Source organism: Rhodopseudomonas faecalis, from assembly GCF_003217325.1.
Classification (GTDB): domain Bacteria; phylum Pseudomonadota; class Alphaproteobacteria; order Rhizobiales; family Xanthobacteraceae; genus Rhodopseudomonas; species Rhodopseudomonas faecalis.
Window position 1 is genome coordinate 309,229 of the sequence record NZ_QJTI01000002.1, and the last position, 26,319, is coordinate 335,547.

Annotated in this window: 29 protein-coding genes; 14 read left to right on the top strand and 15 right to left on the bottom strand. The window is 64.0% G+C overall.

The features are described 5' to 3' along the window. Window positions 1-95: 95 nt before the first annotated feature. The 8 genes from BJ122_RS03290 to BJ122_RS03325 all read right to left on the bottom strand — a co-directional run bounded on the left by BJ122_RS03290 (window position 96) and on the right by BJ122_RS03325 (window position 6,899). Entirely contained in the window at window positions 96-1,382 is a 1,287-nt protein-coding gene (locus tag BJ122_RS03290; RefSeq protein ID WP_110779729.1) for a beta-ketoacyl-ACP synthase, read from the bottom strand. Window positions 1,383-1,399: 17 nt separating this feature from the next. Continuing rightward, window positions 1,400-2,608, bottom strand: a complete 1,209-nt coding sequence (locus BJ122_RS03295) for a beta-ketoacyl-ACP synthase (RefSeq protein ID WP_110779730.1) — start codon at window positions 2,606-2,608, stop codon at window positions 1,400-1,402. Further along, window positions 2,601-3,074, bottom strand: a complete 474-nt coding sequence (locus BJ122_RS03300) for a 3-hydroxyacyl-ACP dehydratase FabZ family protein (RefSeq protein WP_110779731.1) — start codon at window positions 3,072-3,074, stop codon at window positions 2,601-2,603. Before BJ122_RS03300 ends, BJ122_RS03295 begins: the two co-directional genes overlap by 8 nt. 11 nt (window positions 3,075-3,085) lie before the next feature. Next, window positions 3,086-3,367 (bottom strand): acyl carrier protein, encoded by a 282-nt coding sequence (locus tag BJ122_RS03305; RefSeq protein WP_011472564.1) that lies wholly within the window; start codon window positions 3,365-3,367, stop codon window positions 3,086-3,088. A 182-nt stretch (window positions 3,368-3,549) separates the two neighbouring features. Further along, window positions 3,550-3,882, bottom strand: a complete 333-nt coding sequence (locus BJ122_RS03310; RefSeq protein WP_110779732.1) for a hypothetical protein — start codon at window positions 3,880-3,882, stop codon at window positions 3,550-3,552. Between the two features lie 86 nt (window positions 3,883-3,968). Beyond that, the gene (locus BJ122_RS03315; RefSeq protein WP_110779733.1) at window positions 3,969-4,490 is read right to left on the bottom strand and encodes an MgtC/SapB family protein; all 522 of its coding nucleotides are present in this window, start codon (window positions 4,488-4,490) and stop codon (window positions 3,969-3,971) included. Beyond that, the gene (locus tag BJ122_RS03320) at window positions 4,487-5,065 is read right to left on the bottom strand and encodes a peroxidase-related enzyme (RefSeq protein WP_110779734.1); all 579 of its coding nucleotides are present in this window, start codon (window positions 5,063-5,065) and stop codon (window positions 4,487-4,489) included. The genes BJ122_RS03315 and BJ122_RS03320 overlap by 4 nt, the downstream gene beginning before the upstream one ends. A gap of 88 nt (window positions 5,066-5,153) precedes the next feature. Then, window positions 5,154-6,899, bottom strand: coding sequence for an ATP-binding protein (locus BJ122_RS03325; RefSeq protein ID WP_110779735.1), 1,746 nt, complete (start codon window positions 6,897-6,899; stop codon window positions 5,154-5,156). A 408-nt stretch (window positions 6,900-7,307) separates the two neighbouring features. Here BJ122_RS03325 and BJ122_RS03330 point away from each other — a divergent pair, with 408 nt between their 5' ends. Then, window positions 7,308-7,616 (top strand): DUF6894 family protein, encoded by a 309-nt coding sequence (locus tag BJ122_RS03330; protein WP_110779736.1) that lies wholly within the window; start codon window positions 7,308-7,310, stop codon window positions 7,614-7,616. Between the two features lie 145 nt (window positions 7,617-7,761). Here the strand turns inward: BJ122_RS03330 and BJ122_RS03335 are convergent, their stop codons facing one another. Further along, complete coding sequence (locus BJ122_RS03335; protein WP_027277771.1) at window positions 7,762-8,604, bottom strand: AAA family ATPase; 843 nt, start codon at window positions 8,602-8,604, stop codon at window positions 7,762-7,764. Window positions 8,605-8,970: 366 nt separating this feature from the next. On the opposite strand from BJ122_RS03335, the gene BJ122_RS03340 reads away from it, so the two are divergent. From BJ122_RS03340 to sseA, 3 genes are all read left to right on the top strand, one after another. Further along, a complete protein-coding gene (locus BJ122_RS03340; RefSeq protein WP_110779737.1) occupies window positions 8,971-10,146 on the top strand; it encodes a vWA domain-containing protein in 1,176 nt (391 codons plus the stop codon). Between the two features lie 185 nt (window positions 10,147-10,331). After that, on the top strand, window positions 10,332-10,751 hold the full coding sequence (locus tag BJ122_RS03345; RefSeq protein ID WP_110779738.1) for a rhodanese-like domain-containing protein: 420 nt from the start codon (window positions 10,332-10,334) through the stop codon (window positions 10,749-10,751). A gap of 114 nt (window positions 10,752-10,865) precedes the next feature. Then, the gene (gene sseA, locus BJ122_RS03350; protein ID WP_110779739.1) at window positions 10,866-11,723 is read left to right on the top strand and encodes a 3-mercaptopyruvate sulfurtransferase; all 858 of its coding nucleotides are present in this window, start codon (window positions 10,866-10,868) and stop codon (window positions 11,721-11,723) included. Window positions 11,724-11,756: 33 nt separating this feature from the next. Here sseA and BJ122_RS03355 read toward each other — a convergent pair whose 3' ends face one another. Further along, complete coding sequence (locus tag BJ122_RS03355; protein ID WP_110779740.1) at window positions 11,757-12,542, bottom strand: hypothetical protein; 786 nt, start codon at window positions 12,540-12,542, stop codon at window positions 11,757-11,759. Between the two features lie 30 nt (window positions 12,543-12,572). On the opposite strand from BJ122_RS03355, the gene BJ122_RS18945 reads away from it, so the two are divergent. Together BJ122_RS18945 and BJ122_RS03360 are read left to right on the top strand one after the other, a co-directional pair. Continuing rightward, on the top strand, window positions 12,573-12,809 hold the full coding sequence (locus tag BJ122_RS18945; RefSeq protein WP_146227149.1) for a hypothetical protein: 237 nt from the start codon (window positions 12,573-12,575) through the stop codon (window positions 12,807-12,809). A 66-nt stretch (window positions 12,810-12,875) separates the two neighbouring features. Continuing rightward, complete coding sequence (locus BJ122_RS03360; protein WP_110779741.1) at window positions 12,876-14,180, top strand: L,D-transpeptidase; 1,305 nt, start codon at window positions 12,876-12,878, stop codon at window positions 14,178-14,180. 147 nt (window positions 14,181-14,327) lie between these two features. Here the strand turns inward: BJ122_RS03360 and BJ122_RS03365 are convergent, their stop codons facing one another. Beyond that, on the bottom strand, window positions 14,328-14,531 hold the full coding sequence (locus tag BJ122_RS03365) for a hypothetical protein (protein ID WP_110779742.1): 204 nt from the start codon (window positions 14,529-14,531) through the stop codon (window positions 14,328-14,330). A 241-nt stretch (window positions 14,532-14,772) separates the two neighbouring features. Between BJ122_RS03365 and ettA the strand changes: the two genes are divergently transcribed. From ettA to BJ122_RS03385, 4 genes are all read left to right on the top strand, one after another. Further along, window positions 14,773-16,422 carry an energy-dependent translational throttle protein EttA gene (gene ettA, locus BJ122_RS03370; RefSeq protein ID WP_110779743.1) on the top strand — a complete coding sequence of 550 codons (1,650 nt, stop codon included), beginning with the start codon at window positions 14,773-14,775 and terminating at the stop codon, window positions 16,420-16,422. A 313-nt stretch (window positions 16,423-16,735) separates the two neighbouring features. Then, on the top strand, window positions 16,736-17,506 hold the full coding sequence (gene tam, locus BJ122_RS03375) for a trans-aconitate 2-methyltransferase (protein WP_110779744.1): 771 nt from the start codon (window positions 16,736-16,738) through the stop codon (window positions 17,504-17,506). Window positions 17,507-17,630: 124 nt separating this feature from the next. After that, entirely contained in the window at window positions 17,631-18,221 is a 591-nt protein-coding gene (locus BJ122_RS03380; RefSeq protein ID WP_103012774.1) for a TIGR00645 family protein, read from the top strand. Window positions 18,222-18,277: 56 nt separating this feature from the next. Continuing rightward, window positions 18,278-19,519, top strand: a complete 1,242-nt coding sequence (locus tag BJ122_RS03385) for a lytic murein transglycosylase (protein WP_181418869.1) — start codon at window positions 18,278-18,280, stop codon at window positions 19,517-19,519. Window positions 19,520-19,667: 148 nt separating this feature from the next. On the opposite strand, the gene BJ122_RS03390 is transcribed toward BJ122_RS03385, so the two are convergent. Both BJ122_RS03390 and BJ122_RS03395 read right to left on the bottom strand, forming a co-directional pair. After that, complete coding sequence (locus BJ122_RS03390; RefSeq protein WP_027277760.1) at window positions 19,668-19,955, bottom strand: hypothetical protein; 288 nt, start codon at window positions 19,953-19,955, stop codon at window positions 19,668-19,670. A 223-nt stretch (window positions 19,956-20,178) separates the two neighbouring features. Continuing rightward, complete coding sequence (locus BJ122_RS03395) at window positions 20,179-20,475, bottom strand: hypothetical protein (RefSeq protein WP_110779745.1); 297 nt, start codon at window positions 20,473-20,475, stop codon at window positions 20,179-20,181. A 493-nt stretch (window positions 20,476-20,968) separates the two neighbouring features. On the opposite strand from BJ122_RS03395, the gene BJ122_RS03400 reads away from it, so the two are divergent. Continuing rightward, the gene (locus BJ122_RS03400; protein ID WP_110779746.1) at window positions 20,969-21,226 is read left to right on the top strand and encodes a (2Fe-2S)-binding protein; all 258 of its coding nucleotides are present in this window, start codon (window positions 20,969-20,971) and stop codon (window positions 21,224-21,226) included. A 148-nt stretch (window positions 21,227-21,374) separates the two neighbouring features. Beyond that, the gene (gene bfr / locus BJ122_RS03405) at window positions 21,375-21,854 is read left to right on the top strand and encodes a bacterioferritin (protein WP_110779747.1); all 480 of its coding nucleotides are present in this window, start codon (window positions 21,375-21,377) and stop codon (window positions 21,852-21,854) included. A gap of 130 nt (window positions 21,855-21,984) precedes the next feature. Here bfr and BJ122_RS03410 read toward each other — a convergent pair whose 3' ends face one another. Together BJ122_RS03410 and BJ122_RS03415 are read right to left on the bottom strand one after the other, a co-directional pair. Next, entirely contained in the window at window positions 21,985-24,012 is a 2,028-nt protein-coding gene (locus BJ122_RS03410; protein WP_110779748.1) for a methyl-accepting chemotaxis protein, read from the bottom strand. 351 nt (window positions 24,013-24,363) lie between these two features. Then, on the bottom strand, window positions 24,364-25,341 hold the full coding sequence (locus tag BJ122_RS03415; protein WP_245407586.1) for a hypothetical protein: 978 nt from the start codon (window positions 25,339-25,341) through the stop codon (window positions 24,364-24,366). Between the two features lie 3 nt (window positions 25,342-25,344). On the opposite strand from BJ122_RS03415, the gene BJ122_RS19515 reads away from it, so the two are divergent. Both BJ122_RS19515 and BJ122_RS03420 read left to right on the top strand, forming a co-directional pair. Further along, window positions 25,345-25,518 carry a hypothetical protein gene (locus BJ122_RS19515; RefSeq protein WP_245407587.1) on the top strand — a complete coding sequence of 58 codons (174 nt, stop codon included), beginning with the start codon at window positions 25,345-25,347 and terminating at the stop codon, window positions 25,516-25,518. Window positions 25,519-25,908: 390 nt separating this feature from the next. After that, a complete protein-coding gene (locus BJ122_RS03420; RefSeq protein WP_245407588.1) occupies window positions 25,909-26,217 on the top strand; it encodes a hypothetical protein in 309 nt (102 codons plus the stop codon). Window positions 26,218-26,319: the final 102 nt, after the last annotated feature.

The following is a 26,319-nucleotide window of genomic DNA, read 5'->3' on the forward strand; positions in this document are numbered from 1 at the left end:
GGGATTTTGAAGGGCTGGTTGCGTATCGCCCGTACACTCGACGGCGTCAACCAGGGCGCCGCCAGCGCGCAAAGCGCGCCGGCGCGAAGCTGGCGTCAGTGCGACAGCGGTTCCCGCGTCAGGATCAGCGAGGCGTTCTGACCGCCAAAGCCGAACGAGTTCGACATCACCGCGGTGACGCGGGCGTCGCGCGCCTTGTTCGGCACCACGTCGAACGGGATCGCCGGATCGGGCACGTCGTAATTGATGGTGGGCGGAATGCGCTGATGTTCGAGCGTCAGCAGCGAGAAGATCGCTTCGACCGCACCGGCCGCCGACAGCGTGTGGCCGACCATCGATTTGTTGGACGACACCGGAATCGAAGGCGTGCGGTCGCCGAACACCGTGGAGATGCCAAGATATTCCATCTTGTCGTTCTCCGGCGTGCCGGTGCCATGGGCGTTGATGTAGTCGATCTGCTCGGGCGCAAGGCCGGCGTCGGCGAGCGCATTGCGCACGCAGCCGATGATCGGCTTGCCGTCCGGGCTGGAGCGGGTGCGGTGGAACGAGTCGGCGAGTTCACCGCACCCGACGATCACGCCCAGAATCTTGGCGCCGCGCGCTTTGGCGGCATCGAGATTTTCCAAAACCAGCGCGCCGGCGCCTTCCGCCATCACGAAGCCATCGCGGTTTTTCGCGAACGGTTTTGACGCGGCCTGCGGCGGATCGTTCTGAGTCGACAGCGCCGACAGCAGCGAGAACCGGATCAACGCTTCGGCGTTCACCGAGCCATCGGTGGCCACGCACAGCGCGGCGTCGGTTTCGCCGCGGCGGATCGCTTCGACGCCGAGCTGAATCGCCGAGGCACCGGAGGCGCAGGCGGTCGACAGCGAGATCGGCGAGCCCTTGGTGCCAAAGGTTTCGGCGAGATGATCGGCGACCGAGCCGAACAGGAAGCGGCGATGGAAATGCGCGAAACGGCCGCCACCGCCGACGCGCAGCAGCGCGTCATAGTCGATCTCGGCATCGCCGCCGACCGCCTTGGCGAGCTGTTCGCGCGCGGTCCATTCGGTCTCGACCGGCGCGACCGCCAAAAACAGCGGGCCGGGGAAGTCACCCTTGGAACCGATGCCGGATTGGCTGATCGCTTCCTCGGTGGCGAGATCGGCGAGTCGCTCGCCGAGATCGGTCGAGGTGAACGGATCGACCGCGATGAAATCCACGGTGCCGGCCACGGTGGTCTTGAGACCATCGGTCGGGAAGCGGGTGATGGTGCTGAGCCCGGATTGCCCCGCGGTCAGCTTGCTCCAGTTTTCGGCCAGCCCGGCGCCCAGCGAAGTGATCACGCCCATGCCGGTGACGGCCACGATCGGCCGGCCGAATTTATCGCGCGTCGCGGTCATGATCACTCCGTCGTAGTTCAGTTGATAGCTTCGACCAGCGCCATGCCTTCGCCACGCCAATGGCCGGCGCCGATCACGACAATCTGGTTGGGCTGTTCGGTGGTTTCGGTCTCGAGCCCGGTCGGGTCATTGGCAGGGAATAGCGCGCCGCGCGACAGCGACAGCGCCGCCAGCGCAATGCCGAGCGGGAACTGCGATTCCATGATGTGACCGAACATGGTGCCGGTGGCGCGCACCGGCATGCCGGGATGGTTTTGCAGGAACGCGCGTTCCTCCGCGGTCACAGGTTCCGCGCCAGTGGCGCCGGTGATGATCGCGGTGTTGCCGCTCGGCGCGCCGAGCGAGGTCCACAGCTTGTCGAGTGTCGCGGTGACATCGCCGGGCGCCTTGCGGTGCGACAGGTCGGCAACCACCTTGCTGAGCCGCGCAAACGGCTTGGCGCCGCGCGCTTCGGCGTGGGCGCGCGATTCGATCACCAGGAACGCGCCGCCCGAGCCGAGCGCAAAGCCGCCCTTGGGCGCGCGCTGCCACACCGGGGCGTAGCCGTCCTTGAGATTGTAGTCGCCGAATTCGTACAGCAGTAGCTGATCCTTGCGCTCGCCATTCTGCGCCGCGCCAACGAGAGCGACGTCGCTCTGGCCAGCGGCAATGCGCGCCAGCGCGATCCGCACCGCGTCGACGCCGGCCGCTTCCTCGCCCATAAAAGTTCGGGACGAGCCGGTGACGCCATGAACGATCGCGATGTTGCCGGCGAGCAGATTGGAGAGCTGCGCCAGGAACAGCGTCGGCCGCAGATCATTCATCAGCCGCTCATTGATCGCGGCCGGGCCGGCATTGCCCTTGGCCTGATCGTTGAGCACCGCGGCATCGACGGCGAGATCGCGCTCACCGCCGCCGGCGGCGACGATCATGTCCATGCGCGACAGCACGTCCTTGTTGCCCTTCAGGCCCGCGGATTCCAGCGCGAGACCGGCGGCATAGGTGCCGATACGCTGCCAGGCTTCCATCTGGCGCTGATCGCCCTTTTTGGGGATCTGCTGATCGAAGCTAATCGGTGCCAGCGGATGCACGACGCAAGGCGCGAAATTCTTGTCATCGACATTGATGCGGCGCTCGGCCAGCGCCTGCCAATGGGCATCCAGGCCCTCGGCCAGCGATGAGGCCAGCCCGATGCCGGTGATCCAGGCTTCAACCGGTTGCTTGGCAGTCGATGCGGTTTCAGACATCAGCGCGCGCCTGTTGCGGGAACCCGATGCGTTCGGCCATCACTTCCATGTGGCCGCGCAGCTCCGCGTTCGGAAAGGGAACATGGCGGAAGGTGAGCGTGGCGTTGCAAGCCAGCTTGCCGCCGCTCGAAATCTTGGCATTGGTCACGGTGAAGCCGGAGCCTTCGTGCTCGATGCCGGCCTCGACCGTCAGCGCTTCGCCGGGGGTGATGAAGCTGCGCATCTTCGCTTCCTTCACCGCGGCGAGGAACGGCATGCGCTCGAACTTCATCAGCCCGATCTGCAGCCAGCCGGACGTCTGCGCCATCGTTTCGATCAGCAGCACACCGGGCATCAGCGGGTAGCCGGGAAAATGCCCTTCGAAGATGGTGCTTTGCTGCGGAACGTTGGCTTCGACAGTGATCCTGCGCTCAGCGAGGTCGAGCTGAACGATGCGGTCGATCAGATGAAAGTATTCGAGATTCATGGTGCCGGCGCTTACGCGCCCTTGGCGGCGACCAACTCGTCGATGCGCGCGCTGAGATTGCTGAGAACGAAGTACTGTTCGGTGGTCGCCTTGCCGTCGTTGACTTCCTGGGTCCACTTTTCCAGCGGCAGCTTGATCCCGAACGCCTTGTCGATCGCGAAGGCGATATCGAGGAAATCCAGGCTGTCGATGCCCAGATCATCGATCGCGTGGCTCTCCGGCGTGATCGTGTCGCGGGGGATGTCGCAGGTTTCCGCGATGATGGTGGCGACCCGATCAAATGTGGAAGTCATCATTAAGCCTTTGAACTTGTGGGTAAACATGCCTGCGCGCGACCTGGGTTGAAGAGTCCGGGCCGCCCTGTCCAGCATGGCTCAAGCGTGTACGCCCGTATAACGGACCCCCGCCCGGAGTTCAATGGCGCGCGCACAGCGGTCGCTACGGTGTCATGGTGCCGCTTTGATGGGCGGTTGCGTCAGCGTGATTTTGAGATCGGCCGTTCGCAATCATGGCGGCCGAGCAGGCTGCAATCCTGGCCCTTGCGCAGATCGGCCATGGTGGTGGCGAGCCAGATGCCGATCGCGGTCAACAGCGCGGCGAATATGAAGGCCGCGAGATTGGCCAGCATGCGCTGGCGGAAATCATCGGGGGGCGGCGAGGGCTCGGGCGGGGTGGCGCGCGAATCGGCCGGTCGCTTGGATTGGCCGGTTGGGCCAGCCGCACGCGGCGAGCGCGGGCGAAACGGGATCACCCGATGCTCATCATCAGGCCCGGCTGGATCAGGGCGGGCTGGTTTTGGAGCCTTCATCGCGGCGGTTCCGCGCGTTGCCAACCATCTCAATGGTAGCTCAACGCGGCAGCACCGTTAAGACACAACCGCGCGCCTGCGTGACGCTACGGCAATTGCGGCGGCTCAGGCTTCGGCTCGGGTTTGCTCGGCTGAGGATCGCGGCCGCCAAGTACGCGGTGCAGCGCGCGTTCCAAGGGGCCGCCGAGCGTCAAAATCAGAAGCGCGAAGGCCATGCCGGTTCCGACCACCCGCCATTGTCCCACGCCGCAGGCGATGCCGGCGCAAGCGGTGAAGAAGGTGCAGGCCGCGCTGGTCAAGCCGCGCACGCGCATCTGGCCTTTGGCGCGCATGATCACGCCGGCGCCGAGAAAGCCGATTCCGGTCAAAATGCCCTGAATCACCCGGCTGGTGGCGTCGGATAGTTTTGGGACATTGTCGGACAGATCGGCGATCAGCACCACGATCGCCGAAGCCAGGCTGACGATCGCCAGCGTGCGCAGCCCGATCGGCTTGCCATGCAGATCGCGGTTCAGGCCGATCATGGCGCCGGCCGCGGTCGCGACGCCGAGCCGGATCACGATTTCCAGCCAGTCGATAACAGTGTGCGGCTCTGGAACGATCGTCATTTCGGCAGGCGGCCCATCAGATAGAACTCGTCATTGGGCCGCATGCTGGAGACGTTGGCCATCCGGTTCGACAGCGCGAAGAACGCCGCGATCGCGGCAATGTCCCAGACATCGTCCTCACTAAACCCATGCCGATGCAGGGTCTCGAAATCGGCGGACGACACCGTCTCGGCCGCGCGGCTGACTTTCAGCGCGAAATCGAGCATGGCGAGCTGCCGCGGCAGCAGGTCGGCCTTGCGATAATTGATGGCGATCTGATCGGCGATCTGAGGGTTTTTGGCGCGGATGCGCAGAATGGCGCCATGCGCGATCACGCAATAATGGCACTGATTGGCGGCGCTGGTCGCCACCACGATCATTTCGCGTTCGGCCTTGCTGAGGCCGCCGTCCTTCTCCATCAGCGCATCGTGATAGGCGAAAAACGCCCGGAACTCGTCGGGGCGATAGGCCAATGCCAGAAACACATTGGGCACGAAGCCCGACTTCTCCTGCACCGCCAGGATGCGGGCGCGGATGTCATCAGGCAGCTGATCAAGCGCGGGGACCGGAAACCGGGACACGGACGGTGAGGTCATGATGAAGCATCCGACGAGGGCTGACAAAGATCAGTCTCGTTCGGTGCTTGCGCGAATGCAAGACGGCGCCGCAGCGCCGTCCGTCAGCTCAGCGCAGCGGCTTCTTCAACAGCGAGAACCGATCCGGGTCGAGGCCGAGCGCCGGCTGCAGCATCGGTGCGTCCAAGGTCCGGGCGGCCGGGCGGTCGGCGATGATCGGATCGTTCGGCACCTCACGATGCATGGTCGCGCCGCGCCAGCGCTCCAGCACCGCATCGACGAACCTCATGTCATGACCCGACAGCGAGGGCATCGTCGAAATCGCGGCATCGCTGCGCGGCAATTGATGGGCCGGCACCTCCTTGAAGCGCAGCCGGGTCGGCAGCGCCACGCCTTCGCCGAACGCCAGCACTTCGCGGGTGCCGAGCGAGGGCACGAACGACAGCAGATTGGCCGCGGCGTCGGACACCGCCGAGCGCAGCAACGCCTGGTCGCGATCATTGGCAAGCCGCATCGCAAACAGCGTGTTGCATTGCGACAGGATGGTGGCGTCGAGTTCGGCCGGGCGCTGCGTCACCAGGCCGAGATAGACGCCATATTTGCGGCCTTCCTTGGCAATGCGCGACACCGCCTTGCGGGTCGGGCCAAAGCCGATGCTGCGATCGGCCGCCGCGTAGCGATGCGCTTCTTCGCACACGAACAGCAGCGGCGACACGCCATCGCTCCACAGCCCGAAGTCGAACGCCATACGGCACAGCACCGACACCACCGAATCCACCACCTCGGCCGGGAAGCCGGCGAGCTGCATGATGGTCATCGGCCGGCCATTGGCGGGCAGCCGGAACAGATAGCTGATCACTTCCGCCATGGTGTCGCCGCCGACATTGGCGTTGTCGAACATGAAGGCGTAGCGCGGGTCGTTGCGCACCGTCTCGATGCGCGAAATCAGCTTGTGATAGATGATGCGCGAGGAGCGGTTCTCGAGCTTGCCCATCCGCTCGTCGATCAGCGAAATCAGATCGACCAGCCGGTACGGCACCGGCGTATCGGCGGTGTAGCCGCTGGTTTTCGGATCGATGCGCTTGAGGCCGATGCGGTCGGCGTTCTGGTACTGGGTGTAGATGCCTTTCGCCAGCGGGATCACTTCGGCCAGAATGTCGAGTTCTTCCGGCACGCCTGGGCGGCCGGCGAACAGCACATCGACGATCTCGTCGAAATTGAACAGCCAGAACGGCAGCTTCAGATTGCGCGGGTTGATCACCATCGCGCGTTCGCCAAAGCAGCGGCCGTATTCGTTGTGCACGTCCAGCAGGAAGATGCGCAGATTGGGCCGCGACTTCAGAATCTCATTGAGCAGCAGCGACACGCCAGTCGATTTGCCGACGCCGGTCGAGCCGAGCACCGCAAAATGCTTCGACAGCAGTTCTTCGATATCGACATAGGCGATCACCGAAGGGTCCTGCTGTAGCGTGCCGACATCGATCTGGTCGGAGCCGTTCGGCGCGTACACGGTGCGCAGCTCATCGCTGGTGATCAGTTGGACGGCATCGCCGATGGTCGGATAGGTGGTGACGCCGCGCTGAAACTTGGGGCGCGCGCCGTAGGTGATCTCGCCGAGCAGATCGACCGACGCACAGGCTACGAACTGGCCGCTGGCCGGCAGATCCTCACACGACACTTCGGTGATGGTGGCAATGATCGCGCTGCTACCCGCGCGAATGCTGATGAAGCGGCCGACCGTGGCGCGCATCTGCGCAAGCGTCAGCGTTGCATTGGCAAAAAGTCCGATGCGCGCGACCGATCCGCGCACAGAAATGACGGTCCCTAAAGGTGCTGTCGTTTGGAAATCAGACATTTCTAGTTCGCTTCCTGCGTCTTCTGGGGCCAAGATCGGCCACTTTGTTGGAGAAATAGTTAAGTAACGAATTGCGGGAAAAGGGATTCTTTGATCGCGAGGGTTGTGGCAACCCGTTCGTTGGGCGAACACGCCTGCGAACTCGGCGAACCAGGCCCGAGCTTGAGAGAAGCTGGCAACTAGCGCTGACGGGAAGGGGAGGTCAGCCGAACAACAGGCGGCAGGCACCAAGCAAACCGACCGCCACGGGCGAGCAGCGGGCAGTCGTCGGCGTGATCAAATCACAGCGGCCGGTGACGCAAGGAACCTGGACAGCGCTGAAACGCTACGTTCATCCTGCGGATTCTACGGGGCAAGTGAATTGATGCACATCATTTTCTTCGCAACAGGGCCGTGTGTACTAGCGCTATGCCTTTCTATCGCTTTCACGTTCGCGACCCGATCAACCGCGTAGATGGTCCCGGCCATGACGGGGCGGCGCTCGATGATGATATCGACGCGACCTTGTTCGCGGCGACCGTGATCCGGCGGCTGGTGCAGAAGCATCCGCATGCGTCCCGGAACTGGGCGATCGAAATCCTCCAGGACGACCGTCAGGTCGGCATGCTGCCGTTCGAAAAGGGCTGTCAGGTGCTGCTGCGCCCGCAGTGGACCGATGATCTGCCGTTCGAGATCCTGGCCACGCCGTCGCTGAAAGGCGCCCGCGCCGGCTCTTAAGATCGGCGCGTTCCAGAACCCAGCGCAGTCAAGCGGCTCAACAAGGCCAGCTCGCCCTTGGGCGAGGCGCCAGCATTTGAGCTATGCAGCCAGCGCCCAACTTTCCCGGGCACTGGCGCGGAGTGGCGGTCAGACCTTGCGTTGATTAGACCTCGCGGCGGCTGAGGAACGCCAGCCGCTCGAACAGGTGCACGTCCTGTTCGTTCTTCAACAAAGCGCCATGCAGCGGCGGGATCAGCTTGCGCGGATCGCGTTCGCGCAGCTGTTCCGGCGACATGTCTTCGTTGAGCAATAGTTTCAGCCAGTCGAGCAGTTCCGAAGTCGACGGCTTCTTCTTCAGTCCTGGCACGTCGCGCACCTCGAAGAAGATTTTGAGCGCCTCCTGCACCAGCCGCTGCTTGATGCCCGGGAAATGCACATCGACGATCTGGTGCATGGTCTCGGCATCGGGGAACTTGATGTAGTGGAAAAAGCAGCGCCGCAGAAAGGCGTCGGGCAGTTCCTTCTCATTGTTGGAGGTGATCACCAGGATCGGGCGGCGCGCGGCGCGAATGGTTTCGCCGGTCTCGTAGACATGGAATTCCATGCGGTCGAGTTCGAGCAGCAGGTCGTTGGGAAACTCGATGTCGGCCTTGTCGATCTCGTCGATCAGCAGCACCGGCCGCTGCTCGCTGGTGAACGCCTCCCAAAGCTTGCCGCGCTTGATGTAGTTGCGGATGTCCGACACCCGCGGATCGCCGAGCTGGCTGTCACGCAGCCGCGACACCGCGTCGTACTCATACAGGCCCTGCTGCGCCTTGGTGGTCGATTTGATGTGCCAGGTCAGCAGCGGCGCGTTCAGCGCCTTGGCCACCTCCTCGGCCAGCACGGTCTTGCCGGTGCCGGGTTCGCCTTTCACCAGCAGCGGTCGTTCGAGCACGATCGCGGCGTTGACGGCGACCTTGAGGTCATCGGTGGCGACGTAGTTCTGAGTGCCGGTGAATTTCATCCGAAGTGTGCCCTGTGCTGTCTCTCCAAGCGGGAAGCCCGCGCTCCTCCACCTTGATGGTGCCGCCTTGATCGGGCGACATTCGCGTTAGGCGGTTCTGCGCCGCCGCTGCGAGCTGGCAATCTAATGGAAATGACGGCGAGGTCCAGAGAGGGCCGCGGCATGCCGCTCGGGACGCAGGGCGCGGAGCAGCTCTTGACGCGCTGCCGTGGACTGGCAATCTGCGCGGCAGGGTTTTGGCCAGAAGCGCCGCAAGGCGCCAGCCGGCCGGCTATTGACCGGCGGTGCCGGCCATCGGCCATGGCCCATGCGGAGGACAACGACGTGCATAGCAACAACGTGCATCGCGGAGGCGCGGGACCATAGATGTTCCTTCAGTTCTTCACATCGCTGCGTGATGCACAGGTGCCGGTCACGCTGCGCGAATATCTGACGCTGATGGAAGCGCTCGACGCCGATCTTGCCGGCTATTCGATCGAGCATTTCTATTATCTGTCGCGCGCCACGCTGGTGAAGGACGAGCGCAATCTCGACAAATTCGATCGGGTGTTCGGTACGGTTTTCAAGGGGCTGGAAAACCTGCTGGAAGCGATGGAGAAGTCTGAAATTCCGGCGGAATGGCTGAAAAAGCTCGCCGAAAAATATCTGTCGGAGGAGGAGAAAAAGCAGATCGAATCCATGGGCTGGGACAAGCTGATGGAGACGTTGCGCGAGCGGCTCAAGGAACAGAAGGAACGGCACCAGGGCGGCAACAAATGGATCGGCACCGCCGGCACCTCGCCATTCGGCGCCTATGGCTATAATCCCGAGGGCGTGCGCATCGGCCAGGACCAGAGTCGGCATCGCCGCGCGGTCAAGGTCTGGGACCGCCGCGAGTTCAAGGACCTCGACGGCAATGTCGAGCTCGGCATCCGCAACATCAAGGTCGCGCTGCGGCGCCTGCGCAAATTCGCGCGCACCGGCGCGCCGGACGAGCTCGATCTGGACACCACCATTCGCGAGACCGCCAATCACGGCTATCTCGACGTCCACATGCGGCCGGAGCGGCGCAATGCGGTGAAGGTGCTGGTGTTCTTCGATATCGGCGGCTCGATGGACGCTCATGTCGCGCAGGTCGAAGAACTGTTCTCCGCCGCCAAGAGCGAATTCAAGCACATGGAATACTTCTACTTCCACAACTGCCTCTATGAGGGCGTGTGGAAGCAGAACAAGCGCCGGTTCAGCGATCGCATGCCGACCTGGGATGTGCTGCATAAGTTTCCGCACGACTACAAGGTGGTGTTCGTCGGCGATGCCTCGATGTCGCCCTATGAAATCATGGTGCCGGGCGGTTCGGTCGAACATGTCAACGAGGAGGCCGGGGCGGTGTGGTTGCAGCGCGTGCTGCATACCTATCCGCACGCGGTCTGGCTCAATCCGGTGGCGCAGCGGCACTGGGACTATTCGGAATCGACCATCATGATCCGCCGGCTGTTCTCCGGCCGGATGTATCCGATCACGATCGAGGGCCTGGAAAGCGCCATGCGCGAGCTGGTGCGGTAGTGATGATCACCTCTCCCCGCTGCGCGGGGAGAGGTCGCCGCGCTTGCGCGGCGGGTGAGGGGGCGTCTCACCAAGTCATAACTTTGTTGAGACGCCCCCTCATCCCGACCTTCTCCCCGCCCGCGGGGAGAAGGAGCGCGCTGCCAAGGCGGCGACGTGAGCGGCAATCAACAGAAGGGTCCCCTATGCCTCAGACCATCACCCGCGGCATCAAAGCGCTGCTCGCCGAAGCCAATGCCGAGATCGAGACGCTGAGCGCGGCCGAGGCGATGGCGATCGCGGGACAGGATGACGTGGTGCTGGTCGATATCCGCGATCCGCGTGAGATCGAGCGCGAAGGGCGCATCCCCGGCTCGTTCTCCTGCACACGCGGCATGCTGGAATTTTGGATCGATCCGGACAGCCCCTACGCCAAGCCGATCTTCCAGCAGGACAAGAAGTTCGTGCTGTATTGCGCCGGTGGTTGGCGCTCGGCACTGGCAGCGAAAACGGCGCAGGATATGGGACTGCGGCCGGTCGCTCATATCGCCGGTGGCTTTGCCGCCTGGTGCGAGGTTGGCGGGCCGATCGAAATGCCGCCGCCGAAACGACCCAAGACTGATTGAGACTGATTGAGGCTGATTGAGACTGATTGAGACGATCGCACCGCCATGCGATGTCGATCAGCGGCGATCCGTTCCGGCGCGCCCTGGTCCTTTTCCTGCTGATGGACGAACCCGATGACGTTTCCTTCCGCTCCGCTGGTCTCGACCGACTGGCTCGCCGCCCATCTCGATGACCCCAAGCTGCGCATTCTCGATGCGTCGTTCCGGATGCCGGCGATGCGGCCGCCGACCGCGGCCGAGCAATTCGCCGAGCGTCATCTGCCGGGCGCGGCGTTCTTCGACATTGACGCCATTGCCGATCCGGAAACCTCGCTGCCGCATATGGTGCCGTCGCCGCAGGAGTTCGCGGAGCAGGTCGGCGCGCTCGGCGTCGGCGATGGTTGCCGCATGGTGGTTTATGACGCCGGCGATTATCTCGGCGCGCCGCGCGCCTGGTGGATGTTCAAGCTGTACGGCTTGGCCGAGGTGCGGGTGCTCGAGGGCGGGCTGGCGAAATGGCAGGCCGAGGGTCGCGCCATTGCCAGCGGCGCGCCGGCGATCAGCGCCGCAACCCTGACGCCGCAATTTGAGCCGGAGCGCCTGCGGCGCATCGAGCAGCTGATCGCCAATCTCGACAGTGGCGCTGAGCAGGTGGTCGATGCCCGCTCGCGCGAGCGTTTTGAAGGCGCGGTCGCCGAGCCGTGGCCGGGGCGCCGCTCCGGCCGGATTCCGGGCAGTTTTAACGTGCCGTTCAATGAGCTGATCGCTGCCGATGGCACGCTGAAATCGCCGGACGAGCTGCGCGCGATCTTCGCCGCCGCCAAGGTCGATCTTAATCGGCCGATCGTCACCAGTTGCGGCTCAGGCGTCACCGCGGCGGTGATCACGCTGGCTTTGGCGCGGCTCGGCGTTGATCGCACCGCGCTTTACGACGGCTCCTGGGCCGAATGGGGCCTGCCGGACGGGCCGGCACTCGCCACCGGGCCGGCCTGAGGCCGGCTTCGTCGGATCGGATTATCTTAAGAACTAACTGCCGCCGAAGCCGGGCAGGAAGCTCTGCTCGGCGGCGGTCGGCACGGCCACGCGCCGGCGCACCACATGCTTGCGCTTATGCGCGACACGCCGCGCCTTGGGCTTGCTGGTGCGGATCACCGGACGCGCTACCGGCAGCCGCGGCGGCACCGGCACAGCCTCTTCGCTGAGCGTTGCCACCGAGGGGGCATCGTTGCTCTTGGCTGCGGCGTCGGGCTGCGCTGCGGGGGCGACCTCTGTGGCGGCGGCCTCGGCAGCGTTGTTCTCAGAAGCCTTGCTTTCAGAAGCCTTGCTTTCAGAAGCCTTGCTTTCAGAGGGATTGGCAGCGGCGCTTGGCTCGACCGGCGACGAGGCGGTGACGGCAGCCGGCGCAGCGCTGTCGGAAGTCGGGGCAACCGGCGCCTCCGGGGGCGCCATGGTCGTGGCCGGCGCTTCTGCCTGCTTGAGGTCTTCCGGCTGGGCGGACGGGGCAGCGGCGATGCTATGGGCCGCCTGGGTGTCTTCCGGCGTCAGCGTGGACTCGGCGGCGACGGCGTCGGTGGCGGTTGCCAGCGCCGAGTCGGTGGCGGCCGCCGGGTCTTCGACGCGCAGCAAGCTGAGGGTCGGGGTGGCTGGCTCGGCATGCTGCGCCAACAGCGGCGGCGGCGCCGAGCGAATTTTCGGGGTGGAGACAAAGCGGTCATGCGAGGCCCGCAGCAACGCCGCCGCGCCGAGGCCGAACACCAGCATCGACAGCGATAGAACAACGGCCGCAAACAGAAAACGCAGTCCGGGAAGCATCAGTCTCGTTCTCGCTTCGCCGGAGCGAAGATGCTGGAAACAAACGGGAACTCGGTGGCAACGCAACGCGCCCAGAGTGGCGGCAAAGACATGCTGCACCACGAATCAGGGCTCTTTAAGGATAGCGCAATGGCCGCCAGCCTTGCCGAAAATTTGCGCGACCATCGGCGTCAGCGTCGCTTAGCCACGGCGTCGGTCGCTTTCACAATTCGCTCAAGTTCCGGACATTATGATGAAATTCGCCACGAATCGCGGAAATTGTCTTGAATGCGCCGTGATCCTCCGCCAATCCCCCTTAACGATCCGGTGTCGCTTGGGGTTTATAGAAAAGTAATGACGATCAAACGCATTTTGACGGTTTTTGCGGCCCTTGCGGGCGGCGCTGCCGCCTCCACACTCGCTGGCGCGCAAAGCAACCTTCCTGCGCCCGGGACCTACACTTCGCCGCCGCCCTATGCGGGCGGTGCGGCATCGCCTGACTACCGACGTCCCGACGCGATGCCGGACTTCGATGCGCTCGACGATGAGGACGGCGGCCGCGGTCCGGGCTCGATGGCGCTGCCGGCGCCGGGCCCGATCATGTCGCCGGACGATCCGCGTTATGGCCGCCCCGCGGGCGCGCCAGCCCCGATGCAGGGGCAGGCCGCGGTGCCGCAAGGCCCGATCCTGTCGCCGGATGATCCGCGCTATGGCCGTCCCGCCGCGCCGCCCGCTTATTCCGGCGCTCAGGGCGCGCCGCAGGGCCCGATTCTGTCGCCCGATGATCCGCGTTACGGCCGTCCGGCCGGTCCGCCGCCGGTGATCTATTCCGACCGTCCGGCTGCGGCCGGGGCGCCCCATGATGACCCGCGCTCGCTGCGTCCGCCGGAGGCCGTGGGCGGTGCTCCGCAGGGCGGTGTGGCCAATGGCGCGCCGCCGGCCGGGGCTCCCGGTCCGGATGGCCGCGCCATGTCGGTGTCGGCGCTGCCGCCGGAAGAACAGCCGGAGCTTGATGCGCCCAAGCAATTGCCGCCGCATCTGCGCCGGCAGGAGGTCGCGTTCCAGACCAAGGAGCCGCCCGGCACCATCGTGGTCGATACCTCCAACACCCATCTGTATTTCGTGCTCGGCAATGGCCGCGCCATCCGCTACGGCGTGCGCGTCGGCCGCGACGGTTTTACCTGGAACGGCGTGCAAAAAGTGTCGCGCAAGGCGGAATGGCCGGATTGGCACCCGCCGACCGAGATGATCGAGCGCCAGCCCTATCTGCCGCGCTTCATGGCGGGCGGTCCGGGCAATCCGATGGGCGCGCGCGCCATGTATCTCGGCTCGACCGTGTACCGCATTCACGGCACCAACCAGCCCTCGACGATCGGCAAGTTCGTATCGTCGGGCTGTATCGGCATGCTCAATGAGGACGTCTCCGATCTGTTCGATCGCGTGAAGGTCGGCACCCGCGTGGTGGTGATGCCCGGCGGTCCGCCGCCCGGCGCCAGCGCCAATGCCACGCCGCCGCAGCCGGCTTTGGCTCCCGCCGCAGCCCCTGGAGCACCTGGCGCGGTGCCGCAGGGGCAGCTGCCGACCGCGCAGATGGCGCCCACGGCCGGCACCTCGCCGACCAATGTGCCGCCGCTGCCGGCGCCGGTCACCATCCGCTAACCACAGCTGCGGTTCTGGTCCTCCAGGACCGCAGTTTGCTTTTGTGCCGGACGATATCGTTCTGAGGTGAGAGTGTCCCGCGCGAAGGCCGCCCCGTTCGCGTGACGACACCGGTGCCCGCGCTGAAAGCCGCGCGGGCCAGCTCCGTCATTCGGGCGTCTCGGTTTCGTTGTCATGCTTGGCGCGCCATGCCGGTCCGGGGCCGCGCATGTAGTGGCGCTCCGGCTGATACGGGTTGAACGCCGCCACGAAAAATTGCCGCCAGAAATCGCGGATTTCGTCGATCAGGCGTACGTTATCGTCCAGATGTGAGTCCGGGTTTGGCGGGGCGGTGGGCGTGACGAGGGCCATGTCGGGTGCGGCTCAAACAGCGCGAAATGCGCGCGCAATGCCGAACGTCTGCGATCAGCTTTCGCCGGCTCGGTGAAGGAGCATTCCAAATCGTCTGTATGGCTCCAGCAGACGCCGATATGTTGAACGATCCGTTAACGGTCAGGGCGGCGGGTTGCCCTTTGCAGACGGCCCCGCTACATCAGCGCCAACACCCCCGCACATTCCAAGGTTCTCAGGGATCGCATCTTCAAGGATCAAGATGGCTCGCCAGTTCGTCTATTTCATGCAGGGTCTGACCAAGGCCTACCCGACCCGCAAGGTGCTCGATAACGTCCATTTGTCGTTCTATCCGGACGCCAAGATCGGCGTGCTCGGCGTCAACGGCGCCGGCAAGTCGACGCTGCTCAAGATCATGGCCGGGATCGACAAGGAATACACCGGCGAGGCCTGGGTCGCCGAAGGCGCCCGCGTTGGTTATCTCGAGCAGGAGCCGCAGCTCGATCCGGCGCTCACCGTGCGCGAAAACGTCATGCTCGGCGTCGCCAAGCAGAAGGCGATCCTCGATCGCTACAACGAACTGGCGATGAACTATTCCGAGGAAACCGCCGACGAGATGACGCAGCTGCAGGACCAGATCGAGGCCGCGGGGCTGTGGGATCTCGACAGCAAGGTCGATCAGGCGATGGACGCGCTGCGCTGCCCGCCGGACGATGCCGACGTCACCAAGCTGTCGGGCGGTGAGCGCCGCCGCGTCGCGCTGTGCAAGCTGTTGCTCGATCAGCCCGATCTGTTGCTGCTCGACGAACCGACCAACCATCTCGACGCCGAATCGGTGTCGTGGCTGGAAAGCCATCTGCGTAACTACCCGGGCGCGATCCTGATCGTCACCCACGACCGTTACTTCCTCGACAACGTCACCGGCTGGATTCTCGAGCTCGACCGCGGCCGTGGCATTCCCTACGAGGGCAACTACTCGTCCTGGCTGGTGCAGAAGCAGAAGCGCCTGGAGCAGGAGGGGCGCGAGGATGCAGCCCACCAGAAGACGCTCGAGCGCGAACAGGAATGGATCGCGGCCTCGCCGAAGGCGCGTCAGGCCAAGTCCAAGGCGCGCTACCAGCGCTATGAGGAATTGCTCGCCAAGGCCTCCGAGAAGCAGACCCAGACCGCGCAGATCATCATTCCGGTGGCGGAGCGGCTTGGCGCCAATGTCGTCGACTTCGATGGCCTGACCAAGGGTTTTGGCGATCGGTTGCTGATCGACAATCTTACCTTCAAGCTGCCGCCGGGCGGCATCGTCGGTGTGATCGGCCCGAACGGCGCCGGCAAGACCACGCTGTTCCGGATGATCACCGGGCAGGAGAAGCCGGATTCCGGCACCATCACCATCGGCGAGACGGTGCGTCTTGGCTATGTCGACCAGTCGCGTGACGCACTCGACGCCAAGAAGACGGTGTGGGAGGAAATCTCCGGCGGCAACGAGCTGATCCTGCTCGGCAAGAAGGAAGTGAATTCGCGCGGCTATTGCTCCGCTTTCAACTTCAAGGGCGGCGACCAGCAGAAGAAGGTCGGCTCACTGTCGGGCGGTGAGCGCAACCGCGTGCATCTCGCCAAAATGCTGAAGTCCGGCGCCAACGTGCTGCTGCTCGACGAACCGACCAACGACCTCGACGTCGACACGCTGCGCGCGCTGGAAGAAGCGCTCGAGGATTTCGCCGGTTGCGCCGTGATCATCAGCCACGACCGCTGGTTCCTCGACCGTATCGCCACCCACATCCTGGCGTTTGAGGACGACAGTCATGTCGAGTGGTTCGAAGGCAACTTCCAGGACTACGAGAAGGACAAGATGCGCCGGCTCGGCCAGGACGCCATCATCCCGCACCGCGCCAAGTACAAGAAGCTGACGCGGTAACCGCCATAGCGTGTCCGGTCTGGTGCTTCGACGCCAGACCGGAGCATGGCACCGAATTTGTTCCAACCGCCGCCTGCTGCGGCCGCGATCGACACGCCGCCGTGTCATCGCAAGATGCGCTTTTCAAGCGCCGCGACCGATCAACGCATCACCCCGGCAACGACGCCCGCGCGATAGCGACTGCATTCGGTCCTCGATCGTCGCAATCTCTCAAACGGCAACGATTCGGTGATCATCGCGGGATATTGCAATATCGAGGGGGATCAATAGCTTTCCAGCGCTGAATCCCGCGGAGGCAAGGACAGTATCGAGAATGGCTGACTGGAGTGCCGAGCAGTATCTGAGGTTCGAGGATGAGCGTACGCGTCCAGCGCGCGACCTGCTGGCGCAGATCCGGCTCGATGATCCGCGCCGGGTCGCTGACATCGGCTGCGGGCCCGGCAACTCCACCGAATTGCTGGTCAAGCGTTGGCCGCAGGCCAAGGTCACCGGCGTCGACACCTCGGCCGACATGCTGCGCCAAGCCCGCGAGCGGCTGCCGGGGCACAACTTTATCGAAGCCAATATCGCCCATTGGGTAGCGCCGGTCGGCACCGAAGTGATCTTCGCCAACGCCGTGCTCAATTGGGTGCCGAACCACCTCAAGCACATGCAGCGGCTGCTGGGCGCGCTCGGGCCGGGCGGCGTGCTGGCGGTGCAGATGCCGGACAATCTTGACGAACCGTCACATGTCCTGATGCGCGAAGTGGCGATGCAGGAGCCGTGGCGCGAGCAATTGTCGAAGGCCGCGGAAACGCGTGATCAATTGCCGAAGCCGAGCGTCTATTATGACGCGCTGAAGCCGCTGTGCAGTCGGCTTGAGATTTGGCACACCATCTATAACCACCCGCTCGACAGCGCGATCGAGATCGTCGAATGGCTGAAAGGCACCGGGCTGCGGCCGTTTGTCGATCCGCTCGATCTGCCGGAGCGCAAGAACTTCATCGCCGCCTACACCGCGCGGATTGCGGCCGCCTATCTGCCGCAGGCCGACGGCAAGGTGCTGCTGCGCTTCCCGCGGCTGTTCATCGTCGCCACCCGTTAGTTGCCGTTCCGCACTGCGGCCAGTTGCCGCGTAAACGCGCCATGATCGTGTCTGCTGCGATCAGGTATAAGCCCGCGTTTGCTTGTCACTACTGATGAAAATCCAATTTGCGAGAGCCCTCTCAATGTCCACGACTCCCGAAACCCCATTGCCCCCGAAGAGACTGCCGATGCGGCCGATCCCGGTGCTGATCTTCGGTTCCCGCTGGCTGCAATTGCCGCTCTATGTCGGCCTGATTGTTGCACAAGCCGTCTATGTGGTGCTGTTCCTCAAGGAACTGTGGCACCTGATTGCGCATTCGTTCGATTTCAGCGAGCAGCAGATCATGCTGGTGGTGCTCGGCCTGATCGACGTGGTGATGATCTCCAACCTCCTCGTGATGGTGATCGTCGGCGGCTACGAGACCTTTGTGTCGCGGCTCAATCTGCAAGGTCATCCGGACGAGCCGGAATGGCTTGGCCACGTCAATGCCAGCGTGCTGAAGATCAAGCTGGCGATGGCGATCATCGGCATTTCCTCGATCCATCTGTTGCGCACCTTCATCGAAGCCGGCGGCCTTGGTGCCCCGGGCCGCACCTCGAACTACACCGCCGAAGGCGTGATGTGGCAGACCATCATCCATACGGTATTCATCCTGTCGGCGATCGGCATCGCCTATGTCGACAAGCTGTCCAATGACGCGGTCGCGCGCGACAGCGGCGGGCATCATCATTGAGGAGCTCCGGCCTGGGTGCTAGTTTGCGGACAACGCTTCTGGCACCCTGGCCGGTGATGACACGTCGCATCCACATCGTCATTGTTGCGCTGCTGCTGTGTGTGGTGCTCGGCCAATGGCCGCGTGCCGCCGCGGCGGCCGATGCCGGCTTCAACGGCTTCCTGGCTTCGATGTGGCCGCAGGCGCGCGATGCCGGCATTTCGCGCGCCACTTTCGAGGCGATCACCGCCGGGCTTGAGCCCGACTACAAGCTGCCTGATCTCATTCTGCCCGGGCGGCCGAAAACCGGCGCGCCGTCGCAGGCCGAGTTCGTGCAGGTTCCGGCCGACTATCTCAAGGAAACCACCATCAGCCGTCTGGCGTCCTATGGCCAGCGGCTGTTGCAGCAGCACCGCGCCACGCTCGATCGCATCGAGCGGCAATTCGGCGTGCCGGCCACGGTGGTGCTGGCGATCTGGGGCCGCGAGACCGATTTCGGCCGCTACCGGCTGCCCTATGATCTGATGCGGGTGCTCGCCACCCAGGCCTATGTCGGCCGGCGCAAGGAGCAGTACCAAGTCGAATTCATCGAGGCGATGAAGATCGTGCAGGAAGGCCACGCCGCGCGCGGTAATCTGCGCTCGTCATGGGCCGGCGCCACCGGGCTGACGCAGTTTCTGCCCTCGGAATTCTATAAGCACGGCGTTGATTTTGACGGCGATGGCCGGATCGACATCTGGCATTCGGTGCCCGACGCCTTGGCCTCGGCGGCGCAGCAGCTCGCCAACAAGGGTTGGCAGAGCGGGGTGCGCTGGGCCTATGAGGTGCGCGCGCCCGCCAATGTCGATTGCACGCTCGGCGTGCCGGAAGTGAGCCGACCGATCGGCGAATGGCTGCGCCAGGGTTTTGTGCCGGTGCGCGGCCAACGGCTCAGCGCCGCCGAGCAGGCGCAGCCGGCGTCGCTGCTGCAGCCAGAGGGCATCTATGGCCCGTCATTCCTGACCACCAAGAACTACTTCGTGATCAAGGAATACAATTTCTCCGATCTCTATGTGCTGTTCGTCGGCCACGTCGCCGACCGGATTCGCGATCCGCAGCCCTTTGCGACGCCCTGGGCCGCGACCACGCAGCTGCGCAGCAAGGATGTCGAGGCGATGCAGCGCCATCTGACGCGGCTCGGGCTCTATGCCGACAAGCTCGACGGCAAGGCCGGGATGCAGACCCGCGCCGCGCTCGGCGCCTATCAGAAGGCGGCCGGGCTGAAGGTCGATTGCTGGCCGAGCGTTTCGGTGCTGCAGGCGCTGCAGCGCGCGCGCTGACGCGCGGCATCAGACAAGCCAGCCGAGCCTGCAAGCCGAGCCAGAAAACCAAAAGCCCACAAAACCAAAAGCCGGGCCACTTGCGCGACCCGGCTCCAGGTAGACCACTGCAACAAACCGCGCGGCTCAAGCAGCCGGCGCGATTCGATTAATCGCAAACCTCGACGCGGCGGGTACGCCAGACGCCGCGATAGTCATCCCAGAAACGTTCGCGCACCACGCGGCACGGCGGCGGTTCCTCGACATAGACCGGGGCCGGCGCGGCATAGGCCGGGCGGCTGCTGGCGATGGCGCTGCCGAGCAGCGCGCCGCCGATCAGGCCGCCGGCGACGCCAGCGGCAATCTGCCCTCCGTCGGCCTTGGCGGCCGGAGCGATGGCCACCAGCGATCCGGCGACCGTTGCAACCGCGAGCAGAGCGGAAACTGTCTTCTTCATTGAGTGGCTCTCCTGGAGTGGCGCCGCGAATCGGCGCCGGGTTGGTCATACGCTTGTGGGGTCTCGACAGGCTCCGGGCAATTCCGAAGATCGTCAACCTCGCGGCACCAGCGTCGGCTCATTGCCTTTCAAAAAAGGTGTTTTTCGGGCCGATGTCAAACTGCAAAGGTCAAACCGCAAAGCGGTTGCGATGCGGGAACTGAAGCACTGTTGCGTCCGGGCGTCAGCCGCAGACCCGCACATTGCGAATCCGCCAGCCATAGCCGTCCCAAAACCGCTGCCGCTGCCAATAGCAGTCGCTGTAATAGCCCGGGGACACCACATAGCTCGGTCCGTAATAGTAGCTCGGCCCGTAATAATAGCCGGGGCCGGCGAAGGCGCCGCCGACCAGCGCGCCGCCGAGCAGCCCTGCGGCCAGCCCGACGCCGAAACCGTCATGGGCTTGTGCCGGCGCCGGCGCCGCCAGCGCGGTCATGGCGAGGGTGGCTGCGGCCGTCACGGCCAAAATCGTCTTGTTCACGGCTGAACACTCCTGGCTCGAAATGCCTGCGAGCTTTCACCCCGGCACCTCATGGCGGCGATTTCAGCACGGAACAGTTGAACGGTGAATGAATGCCGTTGCCGCATGTGGGGCGGCCAAGGAACGCGCCGGTCGCCCGTTTGCGGGAGGCCGGCGTGGCTCGTTCCGTTTGAACCGCTGCCGTCTTGGCCCCCGGGAGGCCGACAACGCAGCCCCCGCAGCCGGCCAGAGGACGGCACCCGGGCGAGAGGGGGGACCTGGGGCGGACGATCAACGCGCCCGATCGCGCCATGCCGCCGTGAATAGCGCCAGGTTGTTGCGACCCAGTCGCGAGTTTGAGCGAGATCAAGATACCGGCGGCGTTTTGGAATAGCTTCAGATTACCGCTTCATCCTTTGCACTGCACGGTTTTGTTGCGTATCGGTATCATTATCAATGGCAATATGTGGGGCCGCCGGCGCAGCCGGCGCAAGAATGGGGAAGACAGCTCTTCATGATTGTGTGCTCATGCAATGTCCTGACCGACCACGACGTCCGCAGCGTGGTCCAAACCGCCGAGGACCCTCTCACCACCAGCGACGTCTATGGCTGCCTGGGCTGTAGCCGGCAATGCGGCCGCTGTGCGCGCACCATCAAGCGCATCATGAACGAGACCATGGGGCCGGCCGATGCTGCCATCGCCGCAGCCGGGGACGGCCTGGAACGGCGCGCCGCACCGCTCGATTTTCAGCTGGCCGAGGAGGCGGCCTGATCACGCCGCGGCATCGCACTGGAACTTGGGGCCTGCGGCGAATATGCAATCGCTTCGTATTCCTTGTTGTCGTCACCCGGTTCCCCACCTAACCTAGGGGGAGGTGGAGAGCGCCGCGCCGAGCCGCGCGGCCAAGTGGAGAGGCGACATGAAAGGCGACGCGAAGGTCATCGAATATCTCAACAAGGGACTGCGCAGCGAACTGACCGCCATCAGCCAATACTGGCTGCATTATCGGCTGCTCGCGAACTGGGGTCTGAAGGACATGGCCAAGGTCTGGCGCAAGGAGTCCATCGAGGAGATGGAACATGCCGACCTGCTGACCGACCGCATCATCTTCCTGGAAGGCCATCCGAACATGCAGGTGCTCGATCCGCTGCATATCGGCCAAAATGTCCGCGAAGTGCTGGAAGCCGATCTGCAGGCCGAACTTGGGGCGCGCGCGCTCTATCAGGAAGCGGCCACCTATTGTCAGAGCGTCAAGGACTATGTGTCACGCGATCTGTTCGAGAAGCTGATGAAGGACGAGGAACATCACATCGACTTCCTCGAAACCGAAATCGAGCTGGCCAATAAGATCGGCTACGAGCTCTATCAGTCGACGCGGGTCGGCGAACTCGATCACTGATTTCAAACCACACCGATCCACGTGTCATGGCCGGGCTCGTCCCGGCCACTTGCGTTGGTAGGGCCGCTGCAAGACGACAATGCCCGCGACCAGCGCGGACATTGGTGGGTGTTCGTTGAAGCCTAATCGCTTAAGCGGCGCGCACTGTCTCAAGGAACGCCGCGACCTGACGCTGCAAGGCATCGCTGTCGGCCGACAGGATGCGTGCGGCGTTCAGCACCTGGGTCGATGCCGATCCGGTCTCGCTGGCGCCGCGCTGCACGTCGGAGATCTTGGCGCTGACTTGCGTGGTGCCCTGCGCGGCCTGTTGGACATTGCTGGAAATGTCCTGGGTGGCGATGCCCTGTTGATCGACCGCCGAAGCGATGGTGGAGGCGATCTCCGACATTTTGGCGATGGTCGCACCGATCTCATGGATCGCCGCGACCGAATGATCGGTCGCCGATTGGATGCCGCTGATCTGCTGGCTGATTTCGCCGGTCGCGCGCGCGGTCTGCTCGGCCAGCGCTTTCACTTCCGAGGCGACCACCGCAAAGCCGCGGCCAGCCTCACCAGCGCGGGCCGCCTCGATGGTAGCGTTCAGCGCCAAGAGATTGGTCTGGCCGGCAATGGTGTTGATCAGTTCGACCACGTCGCCGATCCGGCTCGCGGCTTGCGCGAGCTGCGTGATCTGATCGTTGGTGAGATGGGCTTGCTGCACGGCGGCGCCGGCGATCTGGGTGGAATCCTGCACCTGGCGGCCGATTTCGGTGATCGACGACGCCATTTGCTCGGAGGCGGTCGCCACCGATTGCACATTGGCGGTGGCCTGTTCGGACGCCTCTGCGACGAAGGCGGTCAGCCGCTCGGTCTGTTCGGCAGTCGAGGTCAGCCGGCGCGCGGCGCCCTCGAGTTCGGCCGACGCCGTCGACACCCGATTGACGATCTGACACACGGCATTCTCGAATTCCGAGGCCAGGCGATGCATATCCTGCTTGCGCTGCTCGCGTGCGCGATGATCTTGCTCCGCCAGCGCTTCGGCTTCCTCCTGGGCGCGCTTGGCGGCGTTTTGCCGGATCACCACCACGGTCTTGGCGATATCGCCGATTTCGTCGCCGCGCGTCGCGCCGGGAATATGCACATCAAGCTCGCCGCCGGCCATCTTGCCGAGCGCACCGTTGAGCCGCATCAGCGGACGCGACACGCTGATGAAGCCGAACACCATCGACACCAGCAGCGACGCCATCACCGCAAGGCCGATGCCGAAATTGACGCGGTTGGCCGAGCTGAGATCGCTTTTGGCAGCGGTCTTGGCCTGATCGGACAGCTTGGCGGCTTCGCTGACCGCGGCGCGCATTTTCTGAATTGCCTGGTCGCCGGTCGGCGTTGCGTTCAGCTCGATCAGCGCGCGCTTGCGCAGATCATTGGCGACCGCGTCCGACGACACGTCGTAATACCCAGTCAGGATCGCGTTCATGAAATCAACGTCGGCGATGAACTCTGGATCGTCCAACAGTTCGCGCAGCTTGGTCAGCGCGGCGTTGAGGTCATTCGGCAGCCGCTCGATGATCAGCTTCTGCTCGGTCTCGCTGGTGGCGCCGAACCGCCAGGTCGCGGCGTCGAGCATGTTGAACAGCGCATCGGCGTGATGCAGCACCTTGACGATTTCGGCATGGTTGGCGGACGCCAGCATCGCCGGCTGTTCCAGCCCGGAACTGATGGCGCGGCGCCATTCTTCGGTGATGGTGCGCCGGCTATCGAGAATTTCCAGCGTGCGCAGTTGCTCCTGCACCACCGCCTTGGCGTGCTCGCCGAACTCGGTGGCAAGCACCTTGATCGACCTGAGCTGCGCCAGGCTGTCGGCCTGTTCGATCTGGCCGATCGCGGCGTCGAGATGCTTGATGGTGCCTTCTTCGGCCTGCTGCAACGACTTGGCTTCGGTTTGCACATCGGCCGGCGTCTTCGCCAGCCGGATGATGCTTATCGACAGCTGCATGCGGCGCAGCGCGATATCAGCCTCGAGCAAATTGCCGGAGATCGTTTGCTGCACCTCAGCGCGGTCATTCGATCGGTTGATGGCGATTTCGGATGTCATCTGATTGGCGGACATCGCCAGCGACAGCACCAGCCCGGCAAGACCGGCGAAGCCGAGCTTGTAGGCGATCCGATTGAGCTTCATGGGTGCGCTTTCTCGTCAACTCCGCAAGTCGGCAGCGGTCCGGCGCCGCGGTGTGCTGGTGTCGCTGCTGCGCGATAATCGTGTTGGCGAGGGATGAAGATTTCGTTGGCCGAGGCAGGCAATGGGGCTTGCGCAAGCCAACCTGGTAGTTGCCCGTAGGGTTGACGCCTCGCTGAGCGAACATCGGCTCAGTAAATTGGCTGCTCAGCGAACACCGTCTAAGCGAGCATCCATCTAGCGGAGATTGGATCGGCGAATGTCGGCTTGCGCATCGCGCGAGGCGGACCATCGGTCCGCGTCGCTGCTTGATCGTTGATCTGCCGGGCGACAGATCAAAGCTGTTCGGGATTTTTAGGCGGCGCTACGGCCGGGGCCGCGGCTGTCGCTCGACGGCATCACCACCAGCGCATCGTCCTTGCGGCAGATGCCAAAAGTGCCTTGCGCATTGGCGGTCAGCAGCACGGTCGGCTCGCCGCAATGATCGCACACGAACACGCCGGCGTCGTCGAAGCGGCCGCGTAGCTTGTCTTTCTTGGCGATCAGGCTGCACTCATGGCTGACCGGATCGATGCCGACCTTGGCGCCGCACGAGAAACAGAACCGCACTTCGCTCTCGGTCTGGCCTTCATCGATATTGGCTGGAATGCGCGAGGCGCACACCGGGCAGGCCGCGGTGACGGCGACGGTGGCGTGCGAGGCGCCGCGGCTGCGCACGAACACCGCGCCATTGGTGGCACGATGGGCATGGAAGCGCTGCTTGCAATGCTCGCAGGTCGGGGTGGCGCTGTCGCCCGGATTGATGCCGATCTGGAAGCTGACTTCCTTGCGGCAATTCGGGCAGCGCTCGGTGGCGGTGCCGATCTTGCGCGAGGCTTCGCTGCCGGCCGCCGCCGCGCTCGCCTGCGCGTTGCCGCCCTGATCGAGCCGGTGCAACAGGTCATGGACATTGGTGCGCATGGTCGACAGCAGCGGCTGGATGCTGCTGTTGTCGGACATCGGCTGCGCGTCGAGCAGATGATCGAACTCTTCCAGCAGCGAGCGCACCTTCACCGCCTCGCAGCCTTGCAGCATGGTCTCGCCGGTGAGCTTGCCCAGCTCGCGGATCACGCCGCTGACATTGGCGATGCTCTGTTCGATCTGGCCGAAATAGATCGCCGGATGCTGCTGGTCCTCAAGGCCATGACGCACGGATTTGCGGATCTGTCCGGTGGACAGTTCGAGCTGCCGCGCCAGCACTGCGATGTGTCCGGTGACGCGCGTTTCCGACGAGGCATGGCCAAAGGTCCAGGCAATGGCGATCGCAGCCAGACCGGCTCCAGCGATTGCCAACAATTGTCCAGAAAACCAGATCCAGCCGGTTTGCGAACCGAGCAGGACGCCGATAGCGACAATGAAGACGCCTACGGCGGCGGCGATGGTCTCGACGGGGTGAGCCGAAAAGAATTCGTCAAGTTTTTTGCTGAGCACAGCGCACCCGTTCCAAATCAACTTGTGGAAAAAACGTAGCAAGGATTCTTTGCGTCGGGTAGCCGTTGAGCGCTGATTGATTTGAGTTTCTGTCAGCAGCGTTAAACTGAACTGCACCATGCCGTAACCGCATAACGTTGCCTATACCCTGCTACTGGCGATGTTATTTAACTTTGGTTGTAAGGTATTTTTCAAAGCCGTTTTGCTGCACTGCACAGCGGCGGCGATCGCGCCAAAAGGCTTGGTTTTGGCTGCAAAAGCGTCGCTCCGCTGAGGTCGTTGCTGCGCCATGCCAAACATTCGCAACAGCAACAGCGCCGCTGCGATCAAGGATAGTTGTACGATGCCGAACTACTCGGCCAAAAATACCATTGCGCCATGCAACGACTGCGCTACATCGCTGCTGCCGATGAGGTCTGATGGAGGTCGATGGTGAGCGAGATCGCATCCGACAGCGTGCCCAAGCAGGCCGATCCCGATCTGGTATCGGCCGACATCATTGTCGGCAGCCATGCCTTTCGCCGTGGCGTGTCCGAAGTGCGCACCGGCCGGCAGCCGCGTTATGACGACGAGGTGCTGGCGCTGGACGGCATGCAGTGGGCCTATGAATGGGGCCGGCAGTTCGCGCTGCTGGTGCCGCATGATCTGCCGCTGATCTCGCCTGACGAGGGCACCATCAATCCAAGGGCGGTCTATCTGTTCAACATCTACCGCGCCCGCGGCCAGTTGTGCAGGTAGTGCGATTGTAGCAACCATTAGAGCGCGGTGTGGTTTTCGACCCATGGCGAGCCGCGCTGGACGACGGTGTTTGCGTAGATGAGGAGTTTGCGAGCGCAGGCG